19 protein-coding genes are annotated in these 15,318 nt (G+C 63.1%); 8 read left to right on the top strand and 11 right to left on the bottom strand.

Annotation, left to right across the window (positions count from 1 at the left end; genetic code table 11):
* Positions 1-47: 47 nt before the first annotated feature.
* The 5 genes from J2X35_RS14385 to J2X35_RS14365 all read right to left on the bottom strand — a co-directional run bounded on the left by J2X35_RS14385 (position 48) and on the right by J2X35_RS14365 (position 2,929).
* Positions 48-662 (bottom strand): tetratricopeptide repeat protein, encoded by a 615-nt coding sequence (locus J2X35_RS14385; RefSeq protein WP_310186756.1) that lies wholly within the window; start codon positions 660-662, stop codon positions 48-50.
* A 95-nt stretch (positions 663-757) separates the two neighbouring features.
* Positions 758-883, bottom strand: a complete 126-nt coding sequence (ykgO, locus tag J2X35_RS14380) for a type B 50S ribosomal protein L36 (protein WP_056112386.1) — start codon at positions 881-883, stop codon at positions 758-760.
* 138 nt (positions 884-1,021) lie between these two features.
* On the bottom strand, positions 1,022-2,107 hold the full coding sequence (locus tag J2X35_RS14375) for a 5-(carboxyamino)imidazole ribonucleotide synthase (protein ID WP_310186754.1): 1,086 nt from the start codon (positions 2,105-2,107) through the stop codon (positions 1,022-1,024).
* Positions 2,104-2,601 (bottom strand): 5-(carboxyamino)imidazole ribonucleotide mutase, encoded by a 498-nt coding sequence (gene purE / locus J2X35_RS14370; protein WP_056112389.1) that lies wholly within the window; start codon positions 2,599-2,601, stop codon positions 2,104-2,106. The genes J2X35_RS14375 and purE overlap by 4 nt, the downstream gene beginning before the upstream one ends.
* Positions 2,602-2,725: 124 nt before the next feature.
* Entirely contained in the window at positions 2,726-2,929 is a 204-nt protein-coding gene (locus J2X35_RS14365) for a YdcH family protein (RefSeq protein ID WP_056112392.1), read from the bottom strand.
* A 235-nt stretch (positions 2,930-3,164) separates the two neighbouring features.
* Between J2X35_RS14365 and J2X35_RS14360 the strand changes: the two genes are divergently transcribed.
* The 3 genes from J2X35_RS14360 (at position 3,165) to J2X35_RS14350 (ending at position 5,779) form a co-directional block, all read left to right on the top strand.
* Positions 3,165-3,344, top strand: a complete 180-nt coding sequence (locus J2X35_RS14360) for a YdcH family protein (RefSeq protein WP_056112395.1) — start codon at positions 3,165-3,167, stop codon at positions 3,342-3,344.
* A gap of 311 nt (positions 3,345-3,655) precedes the next feature.
* Positions 3,656-4,924: a flavodoxin-dependent (E)-4-hydroxy-3-methylbut-2-enyl-diphosphate synthase gene (ispG, locus tag J2X35_RS14355; RefSeq protein WP_310186750.1), complete on the top strand. Its 1,269-nt coding sequence runs from the start codon at positions 3,656-3,658 to the stop codon at positions 4,922-4,924.
* Between the two features lie 3 nt (positions 4,925-4,927).
* Positions 4,928-5,779, top strand: a complete 852-nt coding sequence (locus J2X35_RS14350) for a lytic transglycosylase domain-containing protein (protein ID WP_310186749.1) — start codon at positions 4,928-4,930, stop codon at positions 5,777-5,779.
* A 44-nt stretch (positions 5,780-5,823) separates the two neighbouring features.
* On the opposite strand, the gene J2X35_RS14345 is transcribed toward J2X35_RS14350, so the two are convergent.
* Together J2X35_RS14345 and J2X35_RS14340 are read right to left on the bottom strand one after the other, a co-directional pair.
* On the bottom strand, positions 5,824-8,175 hold the full coding sequence (locus tag J2X35_RS14345) for a response regulator (RefSeq protein ID WP_310186747.1): 2,352 nt from the start codon (positions 8,173-8,175) through the stop codon (positions 5,824-5,826).
* Between the two features lie 124 nt (positions 8,176-8,299).
* On the bottom strand, positions 8,300-9,217 hold the full coding sequence (locus tag J2X35_RS14340) for a farnesyl diphosphate synthase (RefSeq protein WP_310186745.1): 918 nt from the start codon (positions 9,215-9,217) through the stop codon (positions 8,300-8,302).
* Positions 9,218-9,269: 52 nt separating this feature from the next.
* On the opposite strand from J2X35_RS14340, the gene J2X35_RS14335 reads away from it, so the two are divergent.
* The 3 genes from J2X35_RS14335 (at position 9,270) to J2X35_RS14325 (ending at position 10,974) form a co-directional block, all read left to right on the top strand.
* Positions 9,270-10,049, top strand: coding sequence for a transglycosylase domain-containing protein (locus J2X35_RS14335; RefSeq protein WP_056112413.1), 780 nt, complete (start codon positions 9,270-9,272; stop codon positions 10,047-10,049).
* A gap of 155 nt (positions 10,050-10,204) precedes the next feature.
* The gene (rpmF, locus tag J2X35_RS14330; RefSeq protein ID WP_006203806.1) at positions 10,205-10,387 is read left to right on the top strand and encodes a 50S ribosomal protein L32; all 183 of its coding nucleotides are present in this window, start codon (positions 10,205-10,207) and stop codon (positions 10,385-10,387) included.
* Between the two features lie 179 nt (positions 10,388-10,566).
* Positions 10,567-10,974 carry a hypothetical protein gene (locus tag J2X35_RS14325; RefSeq protein WP_056112416.1) on the top strand — a complete coding sequence of 136 codons (408 nt, stop codon included), beginning with the start codon at positions 10,567-10,569 and terminating at the stop codon, positions 10,972-10,974.
* Between the two features lie 4 nt (positions 10,975-10,978).
* Here the strand turns inward: J2X35_RS14325 and J2X35_RS14320 are convergent, their stop codons facing one another.
* A complete protein-coding gene (locus tag J2X35_RS14320) occupies positions 10,979-11,410 on the bottom strand; it encodes a heme-binding protein (protein WP_056112420.1) in 432 nt (143 codons plus the stop codon).
* Positions 11,411-11,540: 130 nt separating this feature from the next.
* Positions 11,541-12,056: a helix-turn-helix domain-containing protein gene (locus J2X35_RS14315; protein ID WP_310186487.1), complete on the bottom strand. Its 516-nt coding sequence runs from the start codon at positions 12,054-12,056 to the stop codon at positions 11,541-11,543.
* Positions 12,057-12,148: 92 nt separating this feature from the next.
* Between J2X35_RS14315 and J2X35_RS14310 the strand changes: the two genes are divergently transcribed.
* Positions 12,149-12,991 carry an alpha/beta hydrolase gene (locus tag J2X35_RS14310; RefSeq protein WP_310186484.1) on the top strand — a complete coding sequence of 281 codons (843 nt, stop codon included), beginning with the start codon at positions 12,149-12,151 and terminating at the stop codon, positions 12,989-12,991.
* 29 nt (positions 12,992-13,020) lie between these two features.
* Positions 13,021-13,698: a glutathione S-transferase family protein gene (locus J2X35_RS14305; RefSeq protein WP_310186481.1), complete on the top strand. Its 678-nt coding sequence runs from the start codon at positions 13,021-13,023 to the stop codon at positions 13,696-13,698.
* Positions 13,699-13,720: 22 nt separating this feature from the next.
* Here J2X35_RS14305 and J2X35_RS14300 read toward each other — a convergent pair whose 3' ends face one another.
* Positions 13,721-13,984 carry a metalloregulator ArsR/SmtB family transcription factor gene (locus tag J2X35_RS14300; protein WP_310188679.1) on the bottom strand — a complete coding sequence of 88 codons (264 nt, stop codon included), beginning with the start codon at positions 13,982-13,984 and terminating at the stop codon, positions 13,721-13,723.
* A 32-nt stretch (positions 13,985-14,016) separates the two neighbouring features.
* Positions 14,017-15,264 carry an MFS transporter gene (locus tag J2X35_RS14295; RefSeq protein WP_056112435.1) on the bottom strand — a complete coding sequence of 416 codons (1,248 nt, stop codon included), beginning with the start codon at positions 15,262-15,264 and terminating at the stop codon, positions 14,017-14,019.
* Positions 15,265-15,318 lie beyond the last annotated feature (54 nt).

Here is a 15,318-nt window from a genome sequence, read left to right as displayed (position 1 = left end):
ACGCTGAGAAGTTTGCAACCAAATACGTTTTTGCCGGAGCACGATGATCAAATGCCTTCGCCGGCCAGTTCCTCGGACAGAATGGCAACCTGGTTCTGCGCATTGCGCATCATCGGATAGACGTCGAGCGCCCGCTGCCAGGCCCGGAGCGCCTGCTCCTTGCGGCCGGTGTCGCTGAAAATCTGGGCCATGCCCGAGATCGCGCCGAAATGGCGCGGCTCGAGCTCGAGCGTTTGCTCGATGTCGGCCATCGCCTTCTGATAGTTCTTCATCATGAAATGTACGGTGGCGCGGCGGTTCCAGCCTTCCGCATAGGTCGGCTGCAAGGTGACGACCTGATCGAGGAAATCGAGCGCCACATCGAATTTCTGTTCGCCGATGGCTTTCTGCGACCACTGCATCATCAGGTCGATGGAAGCGCTGCCCGACTGGTTCCACTGCGCCCACACGCGGTTGGCGATCCGTTCGGCTGACTTCTCATTGCGCTCTCGCTTGAGGTCGGTGAACAGCTTGTCGAGATGCTGCGCCCGCATCTGCGGCCCGGCTTCCGTCGACAGTTCATTCTTCGCCAGGCCATCCTTCGGCGGATCGTCGGCGGCTGCCGGCAGCGACGGGGCTGTGCTCAGGAAAAAGGCCGTGCAAACGGCAAAAACGATCCGCATGCGCCGGAATCTATCCCGTCGCGGCGGATCGTCAAACTGAATTTAGCGTGAAAGCGTTCGCACCCCGCGGCGCGGGATCACAACAGGACGGCTGATCAGCCCTGACGCGCCTTGTAGCGCGGCGCGGTCTTGTTGATGATGTAGACGCGGCCCTTGCGGCGGACAACGCGGTTGTCCCGGTGACGCGCCTTGAGCGCCTTGAGCGAGTTCTTGATCTTCATGGTCTTGCCCGTTGGTCTGGGCCCAGTCGGGCCTAACTGAAAAGCGCGCTGAAACAGCGCGCCTGAATTCGTGACCGGCTCATAAACGAGGAGGCTCGTGCCTGTCAACCGCTGGCAAGCCGTCCGGTCGGCAAAACGTTAGCGCGAAAGCGGTTTCAGCCGGGTGAAATGCCCCATTTTCCGCCCGGCGCGGGCTTCCGTCTTGCCATAGAGGTGCAGCACTGTGTCCGGCTCGGCCAGCAATGCCGCAACCCGGTCAACGTCGTCCCCGATCAGGTTCTCCATAACGCAATGGGAATGTCGCCCGGCAGCCCCGAGCGGCAAGCCCGCGACCGCGCGTATATGCTGTTCGAACTGCGAGATGGCGCAGGCCGCTTCCGTCCAATGGCCTGAATTATGGACCCGAGGCGCGATCTCGTTGGCGATCACGCCGCCATCGGCCAACACGAAGAACTCGACGCCGATGACGCCGACATAATCGAGCGCCGCCAGAATTTTTTCCGCGGCCGCGCGCGCCGCCGAGACGGTTTCCGCTGAAATGGCCGCCGGCAGCGTCGAGCTATGAAGAATGCCGTTCTTATGGACGTTCTCTGCCGGGTCATAGGCCACGACAGAACCGTCAGTCCCACGGGCCGCGATCACCGATATCTCGCGCTCGAAGGCGACCAGCGACTCCAGGATCAGCGGCACATTGCCCATCGCCTCGCAGGTACCGGCAAAGCCGCCGGTCTCCATGTTGCGGAAGACGCGCTGGCCTTTGCCGTCATAGCCGAGCCGGCGGGTCTTCAGCACGCCGCTGCCGCCGAAGTTGGCAAGTGCGGCGGCGAGCTGTTCGTCATTGTCGACGGGGAAGAAGCGCGCCGTTGCAATGCCGATCCCGTTGAGGAACTGCTTTTCCGCCATACGGTCCTGCGCCACTTCCAGTGCGCGCGGCGGCGGCAGAACCGGCACCGAGGCGGCAAGCCTCTGGGCGGCGGTAACGGGCACGTTCTCGAATTCGTAGGTGATGACGTCGCAGGCGGCGGCAAGCTCCCGCAGCGCGGCCCCATCGTCGTAATCGGCCACGATCTGCCGGTTGGCGACCTGCGCGGCGGGACAGTCTGCCTGCGGTTCGAGGACGATCGTGCGGTAACCCAGCCGCGCCGCGGCCATCGCCAGCATACGGCCGAGCTGGCCGCCGCCGATGATGCCGATAGCGGAGCCTGCCGGAAGCGGCCCGTTCACGGCGAGTCTGTCGGTTCGGCGGCGATCTTCGCCGTCTGCGCCGCCCGCCACTCGTCCAGCCTTGCCGCCAGCGGTTCGTCGTGCAACGCCAGCACTGCGGCGGCCAGAAGGGCCGCGTTCGCCGCGCCGGCCTTGCCGATGGCGAGCGTGCCGACCGGGATGCCGGCCGGCATCTGGACGATGGAGAGCAGCGAGTCCTGCCCGGACAAGGCTTTCGATTCCACCGGAACGCCGAAAACCGGCAGCGGCGTCAGCGCCGCCGTCATGCCCGGCAGATGCGCCGCGCCACCGGCGCCGGCGATGATGATTTTATAGCCCGCATCTTTCGCGCCCCTGGCGAAGCTGTAGAGCCGTTCCGGCGTGCGGTGCGCCGAGATCAGCATTCGCTTGTAGGAAACGCCCAACGCATCGAGCATTTCGGCGGCATGGCTCATCGTCGCCCAGTCGGACTGGCTGCCCATGATGATGGCGACATCGGCGCGCTGGTCGGTCAAAGGCGGATCTCCGGATCATTCTCGCAACGAGACACAGGCTGTCGCGCTGCCTGAATGCGGCCATACAAGTCGACAGGCCGCGCCTTAGCGGAAATCGGCACCCCTCGCAAGAACAGCGGGCCGTTCAGGCGATAATGTCGGGAATGATGCGATCTTCCAGCGCCGAAAGCCTGTCCTTCAGGGCCAGCTTCTTCTTTTTCATCCGTTGGATTTGCAGGGGATCGCAACCCATCGCGATCATCGCATTGATGGCCGCGTCGAAATCGGCGTGTTCCTGTTTCAAACGTGCAAACTCGAGACGAACTTCGGCTTGTTCCTGTTCCGACATGGCAACCGTTCTGCAAGTCTCCGGCGCCAGGAAGGCGCCTTTCGGGCGGGGCCGGCTTGTGCTCCTCACCGGCGCGCAGCCCATATCACATTTCACATTATCGGGAAATGCTACCACGGATTATTCGACATCCCGAAGCATCGGTGGCACACTGTCATCCTGCCGTCACAAGGCGGGCCTGAAGTGGACGCCTTTGCGGTGGCATTCGAGGAAACCATGAAAGGGAGAACCAATCATGTCTCTTGCGTCCCATCTTGAAGAGCTGCAGAAGAAGCACGGCGACATCGAACGCGAAATCGACGAAGCCCTGCTTCATCCATCGGTCGACGATCTTGACATCATCAACCTGAAGCGACGCAAGTTGGCCATCAAGGACGAGATTGAAAAGCTCAGGGCGAAACCGACCACGCACTGACGCTTCACGAACGACCTGAATTAGTTACGAAACGACCTGAATTAGTTCTGCCGGCGGCATGTGACTGTCGCCGGAGCGGAAGTTGATTTCCTCACAGGCCAAACAGATGGCGACCGGCTTGAAACCGGACTTCCTTTGACTTGCGCCATTCGGATTCGCGCATCCCGCCCGCGAAATGCCCGCTCCTTCATCCCGCATCGGCACCACCCCGATTGGCCGGTACGGCGAATGGTCGCCAATTGTGACCATTGACAAGGCGCACGCCGTCCGCCACCTGATGGCTTGATGTTGCTGGATCAGGACAGCCGGCGATGACCGGATATTTTTCTTCTCCCTTCCCGCGCCGCGTGTCTGTGGGCGTCGATGTCGGCGGCGTGATGGTCGGTGGCGGCGCCTCGGTTGTGGTGCAGTCGATGACCAACACCGACACCGCCGATGTCGACCAGACCGTCGCGCAGGTCGCAGCGCTTCACCGCGCCGGCTCCGAGATCGTGCGCATCACGGTTGACCGCGACGAGAGCGCCGCTGCGGTGCCGAAAATCCGCGAGCGGCTGGAGCGGCTGGGCGTGTTCGTGCCGCTGGTCGGCGATTTCCACTATATCGGTCACAAACTTTTGACCGACCATCCCGCCTGTGCCGAGGCGCTGGCGAAGTACCGCATCAATCCCGGCAATGTCGGCTTCAGGGACAAGCGCGACCGCCAGTTCGCCGATATCGTCGAGATGGCCATCCGCCACGACAAGCCGGTGCGCATCGGCGTCAACTGGGGTTCGCTCGACCAGGAGCTGCTGACGCGGCTGATGGACGAGAACCAGAGCCGCGGCTCGCCGCTGACCGCATTGGAGGTCACACGCGAGGCGATTGTCCAATCCGCCATCCTGTCGGCCGAGATGGCCGAGGAGATCGGCCTTGGCCGCGACAAGATCATTCTTTCCGCGAAGGTCAGCGGCGTTCAGGACTTGATTGCCGTCTACACCGAGCTCGCCACACGCTCGAACCACGCTTTGCATCTTGGCCTCACCGAGGCCGGCATGGGCTCCAAGGGCATCGTCGCCTCGTCGGCCGCCATGGGCATCCTGCTGCAGCAAGGCATCGGTGATACGATCCGCATCTCGCTGACGCCCGAGCCGAACGGCGACCGCACCCGCGAGGTGCAGGTGGCCCAGGAACTGCTGCAGACCATGGGCTTCCGCCAGTTCGTGCCGATCGTCGCCGCCTGCCCCGGCTGCGGCCGCACCACCTCGACCGTTTTCCAGGAACTGGCGCATAACATCCAGGAAGACCTCCGCAGGAACATGCCCGTCTGGCGCGAGAAGTATCCCGGGGTCGAGGTCTTGAAGGTCGCGGTCATGGGCTGCATCGTCAACGGACCCGGTGAATCCAAGCACGCCGACATCGGCATTTCCCTGCCCGGGACCGGCGAGACCCCCACCGCCCCGGTGTTCATCGATGGCCGCAAGGCCGCCACGCTGCGCGGCCCCGACATCGCCGGCGATTTCGAGAAAATGGTCGCCGACTATATCGAGCAGCGCTTCGGTCAGGCAAAACCTGAATTGGGCGGCCAGCAAGCGGCCGAATAGACCATGCCGCGAGCTCTCGGCGCGGCCTTTCTTGTCCTGAGCGTTCTTTGCAGCGGTTCAACCCTTGCCGATCCGCCCATGCCGGCGAAAAAGCGCCTTATCGGCCGCGTCTGCGATCTCATCGAATTTCACGCCGGCCGCGAAGGCTTGCCGAAAGACTTTCTGGCGCGGCTGATCTGGAAGGAAAGCCGGTTCGATTCGAACGCGGTCAGCCCTGTCGGCGCCGAGGGTATTGCGCAATTCATGCCGGGCACGGCGAAGATCCGCGGCCTCGCCGATCCGTTCGACATTGAACAGGCCATCCCGGCCTCGGCCAAATATCTAGGCGAGCTTAAAACCGGTTTCGGCAATCTCGGCCTCGCCGCCGCCGCCTACAATGCCGGAGAGACGCGCGTGGCGCGCTGGCTGAATTCGGGCGGCTTCCTGCCGCTCGAAACCGAAGACTATGTGCTCGACGTCATGGGCGAACCGGCCGAGAATTTTACCAACACCGCCTATGCCGGCACGATCCGGCCGCTGGACAAGAAGGACGGCTTTTCCGTCGCCTGCCGCAGGTTGCCGGTCATCATGTCGAGGACGGTGCCGATGGCTGCCATCAACGTGAAGCCCTGGGGCGTTCAGGTGGCCGGCAATTTCCGCCGCTCCGCCGCCGTCGGCCAATGGCAGAGGCTGCGCAACCGTTTCCCGGCGCTTCTGGCCAACCACAAGCCGGTGGTCTCGCGCGTGCGCTCGCCGATCGGCCGGCGCGGCGTCTATGCCGTCAGGATCGGCGTCGACAACCGCGCCAATGCCGACATCATCTGCCAGCAGTTGCGCGGCGCAGGCGGCGCCTGCGTGGTGGTGCGGAACCGCTAAAAGCCGGTCAGGAGCCCGTGTCGATGGGCCGATCCGGCTTCAGATCAAGCCGTCTTGGCGGTAAACCTCTCGCCCAGCCAGGTGCCGATCTTGGCGCCAAGCCGGTCGGGAGAAATCGGTTTCGGCAGGTAATCGTCCATACCCGCTTCCATGCATTTTTCGCGGTCGCCCTTCAGCGCATGCGCGGTGACGCCGATAATGGGGGTATGCGCACCGGTCGCCTCTTCCGCCGCGCGGATGGCGCGCGTCGCCTCGTAGCCATTCATCTCCGGCATCGAAACATCCATGAGGATCAGCTTCGGGCTCAATGCTCGATGCATCTCCACCGTCGTGCGGCCATTGCTGGCGATGCGGTAGCTCAGGCCCAGACCGTTGAGGATCTGGCTGAACACCATCTGGTTCACCTCATTGTCCTCGGCGATCAGTATATCGACCGGTCGCACGGAAGCGGAAGTGTCGTTCAAATTCACAGGTGCGGCAGCCGGCTGGCTGCGAATGAGGGTGAAAGCCTGCGGGCGCTGTATGGCCTGCGGGCGCGGCACCGCGGGCGCCGCCTCGCGCACGAACGCCGCTTTGGCCGGCAACGAACGCGCTTTCTGGATTGCTCCAATGACAGTTCCGAGCAGAAGCGCCGAGCGCGCCGGTTTGGTCAGATGCGCAGCAATGCCAAACTCCATGATCAGCCTGCCGAAATCGATCTGGTCGACCGACGTCAGCAGGACGACGGGGATGGAAGACAGCCGGCTGTCGGATGAGATCGCCTTGGCGACGTCGGCGCCGTTCATGCCCGGCATCTGGTAGTCGAGGATGATGCAGTCGACCGATGCGCCAAGCTGGATGGCGCGGTCGAGAAAAGCGAGGCCGACAGCGCCGTTTTCCGCCGCGGCGCAATCGAAGCCCCAGCTCCGCAGCTGTTCGAGCAGGATTTCGCGGTTGACCGGATTGTCGTCGATGACCAGTACGCGCGCGCCGGTGACATCGCCCGGCACGACCGAGTCCTGCTCGTCGGCTTCATGCACGGGCATGGGCACGCTGAACCAGAACACCGAGCCGCGGCCGATCTCGCTCTCGACGCCGATCCTGCCGCCCATGAGATCGATGAGACGCGCGCCGATCGCCAGCCCAAGGCCGGTGCCCTCATGCCGGCGGGTGGACGAGCCGTCGACCTGGGCGAATTTCTCGAACACATTCTGCAGCTTGTCCGCCGGAATGCCGATGCCGGTATCCTCGACGCGCACATAAAGCGCGACGACGCCATCGGTGACTTCGCCCCCGACATCAATGAGAACATGGCCCTTTTCAGTGAACTTCACCGCGTTTCCGAGCAGGTTGGTGACGATCTGGCGGAACCGTCCGGCATCGCCGACGACGAAGGCCGGCAGGCGCGGATCGACGCGCACGATCAATTCCAAATTCTTCTCGGCGACGCGCGCCGAGACCAGCGTCGCCACGTCCTCGACCGCTTCCGCCAGCCGAAAAGGCGCTGTCTCCAGGGTAAGCTGTCCGGCGTTGATCTTGGAGAAATCCAGGATGTCGTTGATGATCGTCAGCAGCGCATTGCCGGATTTGACGATGACGTCGGTGAAAGTCTTCTGGCGCGGATTCAACTCGGTCTTGGCCAGCAATTCGGCCATACCGAGCACACCGTTCATCGGGGTGCGGATCTCATGGCTCATATTGGCGAGAAATTCCGACTTGGCGCGATCGGCGGCCTCCGCCTTGGAGAGCGACTCGGCGCTCTCGGCGAAGGCGCGGTGGATCGCTTTCTCCATCGGCCGGAATATCCAGAAGGCGACGAGGGCCAGCACCGCGATCAGCAGGCCGCTGGCCCATAGCAGCAACCGGTCGCTGCGCCCATCGGCAAGCCGCCGTTCGCCATCCATGGCGGTGCGGGCGCGGATAAGCATCGGCCGGGCGAAGAAATTGTTCTGGTTGCGGATTTCCCGGAAGCTCCAGTCGTCTAGCTTCTGCGCCACGGCCATCAGGTTGAAATTGCGGATCATGTCACGCGTCGACCAGAACAAATCGCCATTCACCGATGCCGAACGCAGTTCGTAGCGAGCCATCTCCGACAGGCGTGGTTCGATTGCGGAGATCTGAACCGACAGATGTTCGACTTCCAAACGGATGCGTTCCGCATGGCTGCTCGCCGCCTTGGCCAGGTCCGCGCGGGTTTCGGGCCCCCATATCCTGGTGGCGTTCTCGGCGAAATCAGTCGCGCTGCGAAGATCGCGCGTCAGGGTGGTAAGGCCACCGCTCACGCCGTCGACATCGTGACGGAAGGAATTGATGCCCTGCAAGGCCCACATCGCAAGGCCTGACGCGAGGGCGAACAAAAGCAGACCGGACAGATAGCGAATCCGGATCGACCGGATGAAGGAAGAGTATTCCGGCATGCGCAACCCCAAACACATACGCAATGTTAACGGCCGGAATTACGCTCTATTACCATTAAGATTTCGTTGGAGCCTGCCGCGAAACGCGGTGTTGCCGGCCACTTGCCGGGTGCGGCGATGCCGGTCACTTACCGCGTGCGGCGATGAAAGCTGCGGCGGACTTGAGCAGGGCCGCTTTGTCGCCGTAGGGCTCAAGCAGTGCGTGCGCCTGGCCTACCAATCCCCACAACTGCGCTTTCGCCCATTCCTCGCCGTGAAGGGCAACGAGTGTCGCCTTGCCGGCCGCCGCGTCCTTGCCCGTCGCCTTGCCCATCGTGCGCGCATCGGCGGTGAGGTCGAGAAGATCGTCGGCGAGTTGGAAGGCCAGGCCGACCGCGGAGCCAAATTCGCCCAGCCTTTCGCGATCTTCCGAAGACGCACCTGACAGGATCGCTCCGGCCTCGCAGGCGAAGCGGATCAGGGCGCCGGTCTTCATCGCCTGCAGCGTGATGATGCCGGCCTCGTCCGGCTTCGATCGTTCGGCCTGGAGGTCGAGCATCTGGCCGCCGGCCATGCCGCCGGGACCGGCGGCGCGCGCCAGCGCCAGGATGAGATCCGTGCGCCGTTCCGCCGGAATATCTGTCGCCTCGTCGGCAAGGATGTCGAAGGCGAAGGTCAGCAACGCATCGCCGGCCAGGATCGCCGTCGCTTCGTCGAACGCTTTATGTACGGTCGGCTGCCCGCGGCGCATATCGTCGTCGTCCATGGCCGGCAGGTCGTCATGGATGAGCGAATAACAATGGACGCATTCCAGCGCCGCCGCGACCCGCAAGGCCGCCGCGCGCTCCCCGGAAAACAGCGCGGCGCTTTCCAGGACCAGGAACGGCCGCAGCCGCTTGCCGCCATTCAGCACGCCGTGTCGCATGGCCGCGAACAGGCGGTCCGGCCTCGCGATCTCGCCGGCGAGAGTCGCGCCGCCGAGCAGGCGCTTCAACACGGTCTCGACGGCATCGGCTCCTGCCGCAAGCGCCAGTTCGAAAGCTATTTGGTCGTCTTTCAACATTGCGGATGCGGTAGCCGACAGTCGGACATTGCGCAAGCGGTCAAGCGCCGGTATGCCGGTTCAGGGAGTTACAAGGTTGGACGTAGAGCCGATCATCGACCGCAGGATCGAGGAACTGGGTATGGCGTCGAGACCCAAACGCGGCATTCGCGCTGGTCTTAGGGGCCGGATCAGGCCCGTGGTGAAGGGACTGGTGATCCTGGCGCTGATTCCGGTCGTGCTGACGATCCTCTATTTTCCCTCCTTCGTGCATCCGGTTTCGACGCTGATGCTGAAGGATCTGGCCACCTTCTCCGGCTACGACCGGCGTTGGGTTTCGCTCGACGACGTCGCCCCGGTGCTGGCCAATTCCGTCATCATGTCCGAGGATGGGCAGTTCTGCTCGCATCGCGGCGTCGATCTCGGCGAACTGAAGGGCGTGCTGGAAGACGCGCTGACCGGCGACCTGACACGCGGCGCCTCCACCATCACCATGCAGACGGTGAAGAACCTCTTCCTCTGGTCGCGGCCGCTGGGAAGTCTGCGCAAGCTCATCGAATTGCCGCTCTCGGTCTATTTCGATGCGGTCCTGACGAAGCGGCGGATCATGGAAATCTATCTGAACATCGCCGAATGGGGACCGGGCATCTACGGCATCGAGGCTGCGGCGCAGCACCATTTCGGCGTTTCCGCTGCCAATTTGTCGCGGCGCCAGGCGGCGCTGCTGGTCGTCAGCCTGCCCAACCCGATCGCCCGCAATCCGGCCAAGCCGGGGCCCGGCCTGCGGCGCCTGGCCTCGCTGATCGAACGGCGGGCGGCAAGATCGGGCGGCTATGTCGGCTGCCTGAGATAGCAGCTGGCGGCGGCTTCAAAAAAAATCGCGCCAGCGCTGGCCAAAAGCCGGCAGGGCGTGTATAGGCACGCGACTTTCTTCTGGAAATCCGGCCCGACAGCTGGCCCTTTCACGAGGGCGACGCGGGCTTTTGACCGACTGAGTGGAGCATATCCATGGCCGTACCGAAACGAAAAACCTCTCCGTCCAAGCGCGGCATGCGCCGCTCGGCCGACGCGCTGAAGGCCCCGACCTATGTCGAGGACAAGAACTCCGGCGAAATGCGCCGTCCGCACCACATCGACCTGAAGACCGGCATGTATCGCGGCCGTCAGGTTCTGGAGCCGAAGGAAAGCTGAGCTTTCCAACGGACAAGGACTTTGTCGCAGGACCGGCCGTTGGCCGGTCTTTTGCGTTCTGGCCTTGATTTTCCGACCTGACATCAAGGAAATATCACCGTCATGGCCAAAGTCGCTTTTCTCCGCGGCCAAGACGTTTCATGGTGCGGTGAAACGCTTCCGCAAAGGGATTCCGTCCAATGCTCGCCGGTATGCCGCTTCTGATCGTGCCTTTCATCCTCTACAATCTGGGGCTTGCCGGTTTCCTCGGCGTTGGGGTCGAAGGCGACCCGTGGGCGACGGAAATCTTTTCGCTCGGCATGATGTCCGGCGGCGTGTTCTCGATGACGCTCGGCGATCTGATGATCCTCATCGGCCTGGCGTTTTTCTTTGTCGAAATCCTGAAATCGACCCGCACATCGAACGCGTCGATCATCGACCACCTGCTGTCGACCTTCGTCTTCGTCGCCTTCCTGGTCGAGTTCCTGCTGGTGAAAGGCGCCGCCCACTCCGTCTTCTTCACGCTGATGGTGATAACGCTGATCGACGTGCTGGCCGGCTTCTCGGTTTCGCTGCGCTCGGCCGGCCGCGACGTCAATCTGCATTGAACCTTCAGCCGGCGTCGGCGGTCAGTCCGGCCGCCTCGATGCCGGCGATCGCCGCCGCTTCGTCATTGTCCGAGGTATCTCCGGAAATACCGACGGCGCCGACGATCTCACCCGCCTTGTCGCGGATCAACACGCCGCCTACGACGGGGAGCACTTTCCCGCCCGAGACATCGGAAACGCCGGCTATCAAATGCGGGCGTTCCTTGGCGAAGGCTTCGACGCGGCGGCCGCCCATGCCGATGGACAGCGCGCCATAGGCCTTGCCCGCCGACATCTGCGGCCGCAGGAACGAAGCGCCGTCCTGCCGCGCGAAAGCGACCAGATGTCCGCCGGCATCCAGCACCGAGACGCCCAGCGGCTTGAGCTTCAATTCTGCGCCCTTCGCGAAGGCGGCATCGATGATGGTGCGTGCGGTGTCCAGCGGCAGGGCGGTCATGGAAATCTCCGGTTCGACGATTGCGATCCGGCGGAGATAAGCCAGTCGTCGCCGTCTTGGAAGAACACCGGAGCGGAAAACACTTATTCGCCGATCAGGACGACCAAACCCGACAGGAGCGCGGCAGGCTCTAGGGCGAGGCGGCGCCCGCCTTGCGCAGCACCACTGCTTCATAGCCCGCCTGCAGCCTGCCGCGCACCGATTCATCCATCGGTCTGACCTTGCCGATGCCGAGATGCTCGGCCCTCAGATCGGCCATGAACGCCTCCCACATGGCCGGGCCGCCGTCTTCCAGAAGTTCGGCGCGGATGGAAAGCTCTTCGCTGACCGGCAGCCAGGCGCGGCCCCAGGCGCCGAGCTGCGCCATGATCGGCACCAGCGCGATCGACTTTTCCGTCAGGCTGTAGATCGCCTTCTGCTTGTGCGTGGGATCATCGGCCTTGGTCAGCATTCCAAATTCCATCAGCCGCTTCAGCCTGTCGGCGAGAATATTGGAGGCGATGCCCTCGATGGAGGCCGTCAGCAGTTCGCGAAAGTGCCGTTTGCCGCCGAAGATCATGTCGCGCAGGATGATCAGGCTCCAGCGGTCGCCGAAAACCTCGAGCGACAGATTGATGGGACAGCCGGACCGCAGATCCATCGCCATTTCACGCACCTCAGCAAAACCAGTTGCATTATGCTATCGGTTTTATTATCGTGCAACCAATTGCAAAATGCAATCAGTTTGGAGGAATAGCGATGAGCACCGGAATAGTCCGCCAGGGTGATGTGACGATTGCCACGCAGTCCTTCGGAACACGGGAAAACCCCTCGCTGCTGCTGGTCATGGGCGCCATGGCCTCGATGCTCTGGTGGCCGGACGATTTCTGCGAGGCGCTGGCCGCGGAGGGTTTCCATGTCATCCGCTACGACAACCGCGATACCGGCCTATCGACCAAGTACGAACCGGGAAAGCCGGGCTATGGGTTCGACGACATGGTCAAGGATGCCGTCCGCGTGCTTGATCATCATACGGTCGACAAGGCGCATGTTGTCGGCATGTCGATGGGTGGAATGATCGCCCAGACGCTTGCGCTTGTCTATACGGCCCGAATTGCCTCGCTGACTGCCATCAGCACGTCCCCGCTCGGCATCGATACATCGACGCTTCCGGGCACCAGGCAAGCCTATCAGGATCACGCTGCCGCTGGGGCGAACGTCGACTGGTCCGACAAGGCGCAGGTTTTGGATTTCATGATGAAAGATGCACGGATGCTGGCCAGCACCGCACATCCTTTCGATGAAGCCGGAATGCGCGCTTTCATCGACCGGGACTATGAGCGTTCGGGGAGCTTCGCCAGCGCCACCAACCATTTCGCCATCATGGATGGCGCACCGGCGGGAAGCATACGCGATCTCGAAGCGCGATTGCTTGTCGTCCACGGCACTTCGGATCCGATCTTCCCCGTCGAGCATGGCGAAGCGCTCGCCGCGGCGGTGGCGAACGCCACGTTGGTCCGGGTTCCAGGCGGCGGCCACGAGTTGCACCGCGGCGACTGGCCCCTCATTGTCACGGCAATCGCGGCCCATCTGCGCGCCTGACTGATGCGACGCAACCGAAAGGCTGACCAATGTCCCTGACCCTGTATCTCCATCCTCTCGCTTCCTTCTGCTGGAAGCCGCTCATCGCGCTCTATGAGAACGGCACACCGTTCGAGCCGGTGATCGTCGACCTTGCCGACGAGGCTTCGCGCACCGCGTTCTTCAAGCTCTGGCCGATGGGCAAATTTCCGCTGTTGCAGGACAGGGAGCGTGGCGCGTTGGTGCCGGAATCCTCCATCATCATCGAATATCTGGCCGCCCATCATCCCGGACCGGCCGACCTCGTCTCGACAGGCGACCCCGCACGCGACATCCGCCTCGCCGACCGTTTCTACGACAGCTATGTCCATCACCACATGCAGGCGATCGTCGCCGACCGCATCCGTCCCGAAGGCAAGCGGGATCCGTTCGGCGTCGAACAGGCGCGGGCGCAGTTGCGCAAATCCTACGACCTGATCGAGCAGGACATGGCGGATAGGGAATGGGCTGTGGGCGAAGCCTTTTCGATGGCCGACTGCGCCGCCTTCCCGGCCCTTTTCTATGCCGCGAAGATCGAGCCATTCGGCAAGGAGCACCGGCGCGTCTCGGCCTACCTCAACCGGCTGCGGCGGCGGCCGTCGGTCGACCGGGTCGTCACCGAGGCGCGGCCTTATTTCCGCTTCTTCCCGTTCTGGGATGGTGCCGACGATTGCCCGCCGCCATCGTGACGGTACAACGCATGCGAACGGTCTATGCCGTCCAGAACTGGTCGAGCCAGATGTTGAGCTGGAGAAATCCGGCGTCACTGACCGCATAGACGCGGCGTGTGCCTTCCGCCTTAGCGCTCACCAGGCCGGCATCGAGCAAAACCTTGAGGTGTTGGGAAACCGCCGGGCGCGACACCGGCAGACCGGATGCAAGTTCACTGACCGTCTTCGGCCCTCGCCTGAGTTCTTCCAGCAGATATCGGCGATTGGGATCGGCTATCGCAACAAATGCATCGTCAAGCATCATGGCCTCATTTGTGAGGCAAACCACGACAAAGCTCAACCGTCGGTTTCAGATTTTATTCGGGGATCGAGCCGCGCCGCTTCCGGCGTCGTCGCCCGCTCCGAAGGTTGTGTTGCAAACGCCTCACGATCTTCAATAGGTACTGGCGCGCGCCGGTTGATGCGCAGGAGCGTGTAGGCGGCAAGTGACATGTGGGCAAGCGCGGCGGCCAGGAACACGCCTTCCGGCCGCAACAGCCCCATAAGAGCGGCGCCGACCATCGGCCCGATCATCGTGCCGAAGCCGTAGAGCAAAAGCAGCCCGCCCGACACCTTGACGAAGTCCTCGGCATTGGCGTGGTCATTCGCATGGGCGACGGCGATCGAATAGAGCGTGTAGGCGAAGGCGCCGTAGGCCGCCGCGCAGATGATGACGAAAGCGCCCGACCGTGGCTGGAAAATGAAGATCGACAGCGCGAAGATCACCGCGCCGACAGCTGCCCCCGCCAGCACATAACGCCGGTCGGTGCGGTCCGAGAGACGGCCGGCGGGCAATTGGAACGCCGCGCCGGCGACCACGACCAGGCTCATCATCAGCGCAATCTCCGGCGTCGATATGCCGATACGCGCGCCGTAGACCGCACCCAGCGTACCCCACGAGCCATTGGCGATGCCGATCAGCACGCAGGCCACCGCCGAAACCGGGGAATTGGCGTAGAGGCCGCGTATATTCAGCTTCACGTCCTGCAGCGGTTTCGGATGCGACGCGGTCGAAACCGCCGTCGGGATCAGCGACAGGCAAAAGAAGATGCCGGTGATCATGAACAGCGACGCCGATTTGACATCGCCGCCGGCCACGATCATCTGCCCGCTCATGATGGAGGCGTAGGTCACCATCATGTAGAGTCCGAACACGGTGCCGCGGTTCTCGTTCGTGGCCTTCTCGTTGAGCCAGCTTTCGATGACCATGAAAGCGCCAGCCATGCTGAAGCCGGTAAAGGCGCGCAGGAAAATCCACATATATTCGTTGATGATGAGGCCGGTGAGCAGCGCCACGATGGCGCCCGAGGCCGCGAAGGTGCCAAAGGCCCGGACATGGCCGGCGCGCCGCACGATCCTGGGGGCAAAGAAGCAGCCGGTGACGAAACCGCCGGCCCAGGCTGTGCCCATCAGGCCGAGCGCGGCTGTCGAAAATCCCTCGACCTGTCCGCGCAGCGGCAATAGCAGCCCGTGCAGGCCGGAGGCGGCGAGCAGGAAAGCGGTGCCGCGCAGCAGGGAAAGGATCGGCCGGTAGGTTGCAAACATCGTTCGAATCGGTCCGCTTCAAAATCTTGTGCAACGATCTCACGTCACAATGTG

This window comes from Mesorhizobium sp. BE184, assembly GCF_031457045.1.
Classification (GTDB): domain Bacteria; phylum Pseudomonadota; class Alphaproteobacteria; order Rhizobiales; family Rhizobiaceae; genus Mesorhizobium.
The sequence above is the reverse complement of the archived record's forward strand: the minus strand, read 5'-3'. Positions and strand labels throughout refer to the sequence as shown.

What these genes read in the sequence shown, in the direction of transcription:
- J2X35_RS14360 (WP_056112395.1), top strand. Translation starts at nt 3,165, where the DNA reads ATGTCTCTTGCGTCCCATCTTGAAGAGCTGCAGAAGAAGCACGGCGAC.
- rpmF (WP_006203806.1), top strand. Translation starts at nt 10,205, where the DNA reads ATGGCCGTACCGAAACGAAAAACCTCTCCGTCCAAGCGCGGCATGCGC.
- J2X35_RS14385 (WP_310186756.1), bottom strand. Translation starts at nt 662, where the DNA reads ATGCGGATCGTTTTTGCCGTTTGCACGGCCTTTTTCCTGAGCACAGCC.
- J2X35_RS14340 (WP_310186745.1), bottom strand. Translation starts at nt 9,217, where the DNA reads ATGTTGAAAGACGACCAAATAGCTTTCGAACTGGCGCTTGCGGCAGGA.
- J2X35_RS14350 (WP_310186749.1), top strand. Translation starts at nt 4,928, where the DNA reads ATGCCGCGAGCTCTCGGCGCGGCCTTTCTTGTCCTGAGCGTTCTTTGC.
- J2X35_RS14335 (WP_056112413.1), top strand. Translation starts at nt 9,270, where the DNA reads ATGCCGGTTCAGGGAGTTACAAGGTTGGACGTAGAGCCGATCATCGAC.
- J2X35_RS14365 (WP_056112392.1), bottom strand. Translation starts at nt 2,929, where the DNA reads ATGTCGGAACAGGAACAAGCCGAAGTTCGTCTCGAGTTTGCACGTTTG.
- J2X35_RS14310 (WP_310186484.1), top strand. Translation starts at nt 12,149, where the DNA reads ATGAGCACCGGAATAGTCCGCCAGGGTGATGTGACGATTGCCACGCAG.
- ispG (WP_310186750.1), top strand. Translation starts at nt 3,656, where the DNA reads ATGACCGGATATTTTTCTTCTCCCTTCCCGCGCCGCGTGTCTGTGGGC.
- J2X35_RS14315 (WP_310186487.1), bottom strand. Translation starts at nt 12,056, where the DNA reads ATGGCGATGGATCTGCGGTCCGGCTGTCCCATCAATCTGTCGCTCGAG.
- J2X35_RS14345 (WP_310186747.1), bottom strand. Translation starts at nt 8,175, where the DNA reads ATGCCGGAATACTCTTCCTTCATCCGGTCGATCCGGATTCGCTATCTG.
- J2X35_RS14305 (WP_310186481.1), top strand. Translation starts at nt 13,021, where the DNA reads ATGTCCCTGACCCTGTATCTCCATCCTCTCGCTTCCTTCTGCTGGAAG.
- ykgO (WP_056112386.1), bottom strand. Translation starts at nt 883, where the DNA reads ATGAAGATCAAGAACTCGCTCAAGGCGCTCAAGGCGCGTCACCGGGAC.
- J2X35_RS14295 (WP_056112435.1), bottom strand. Translation starts at nt 15,264, where the DNA reads ATGTTTGCAACCTACCGGCCGATCCTTTCCCTGCTGCGCGGCACCGCT.
- J2X35_RS14320 (WP_056112420.1), bottom strand. Translation starts at nt 11,410, where the DNA reads ATGACCGCCCTGCCGCTGGACACCGCACGCACCATCATCGATGCCGCC.
- J2X35_RS14300 (WP_310188679.1), bottom strand. Translation starts at nt 13,984, where the DNA reads ATGATGCTTGACGATGCATTTGTTGCGATAGCCGATCCCAATCGCCGA.
- J2X35_RS14325 (WP_056112416.1), top strand. Translation starts at nt 10,567, where the DNA reads ATGCTCGCCGGTATGCCGCTTCTGATCGTGCCTTTCATCCTCTACAAT.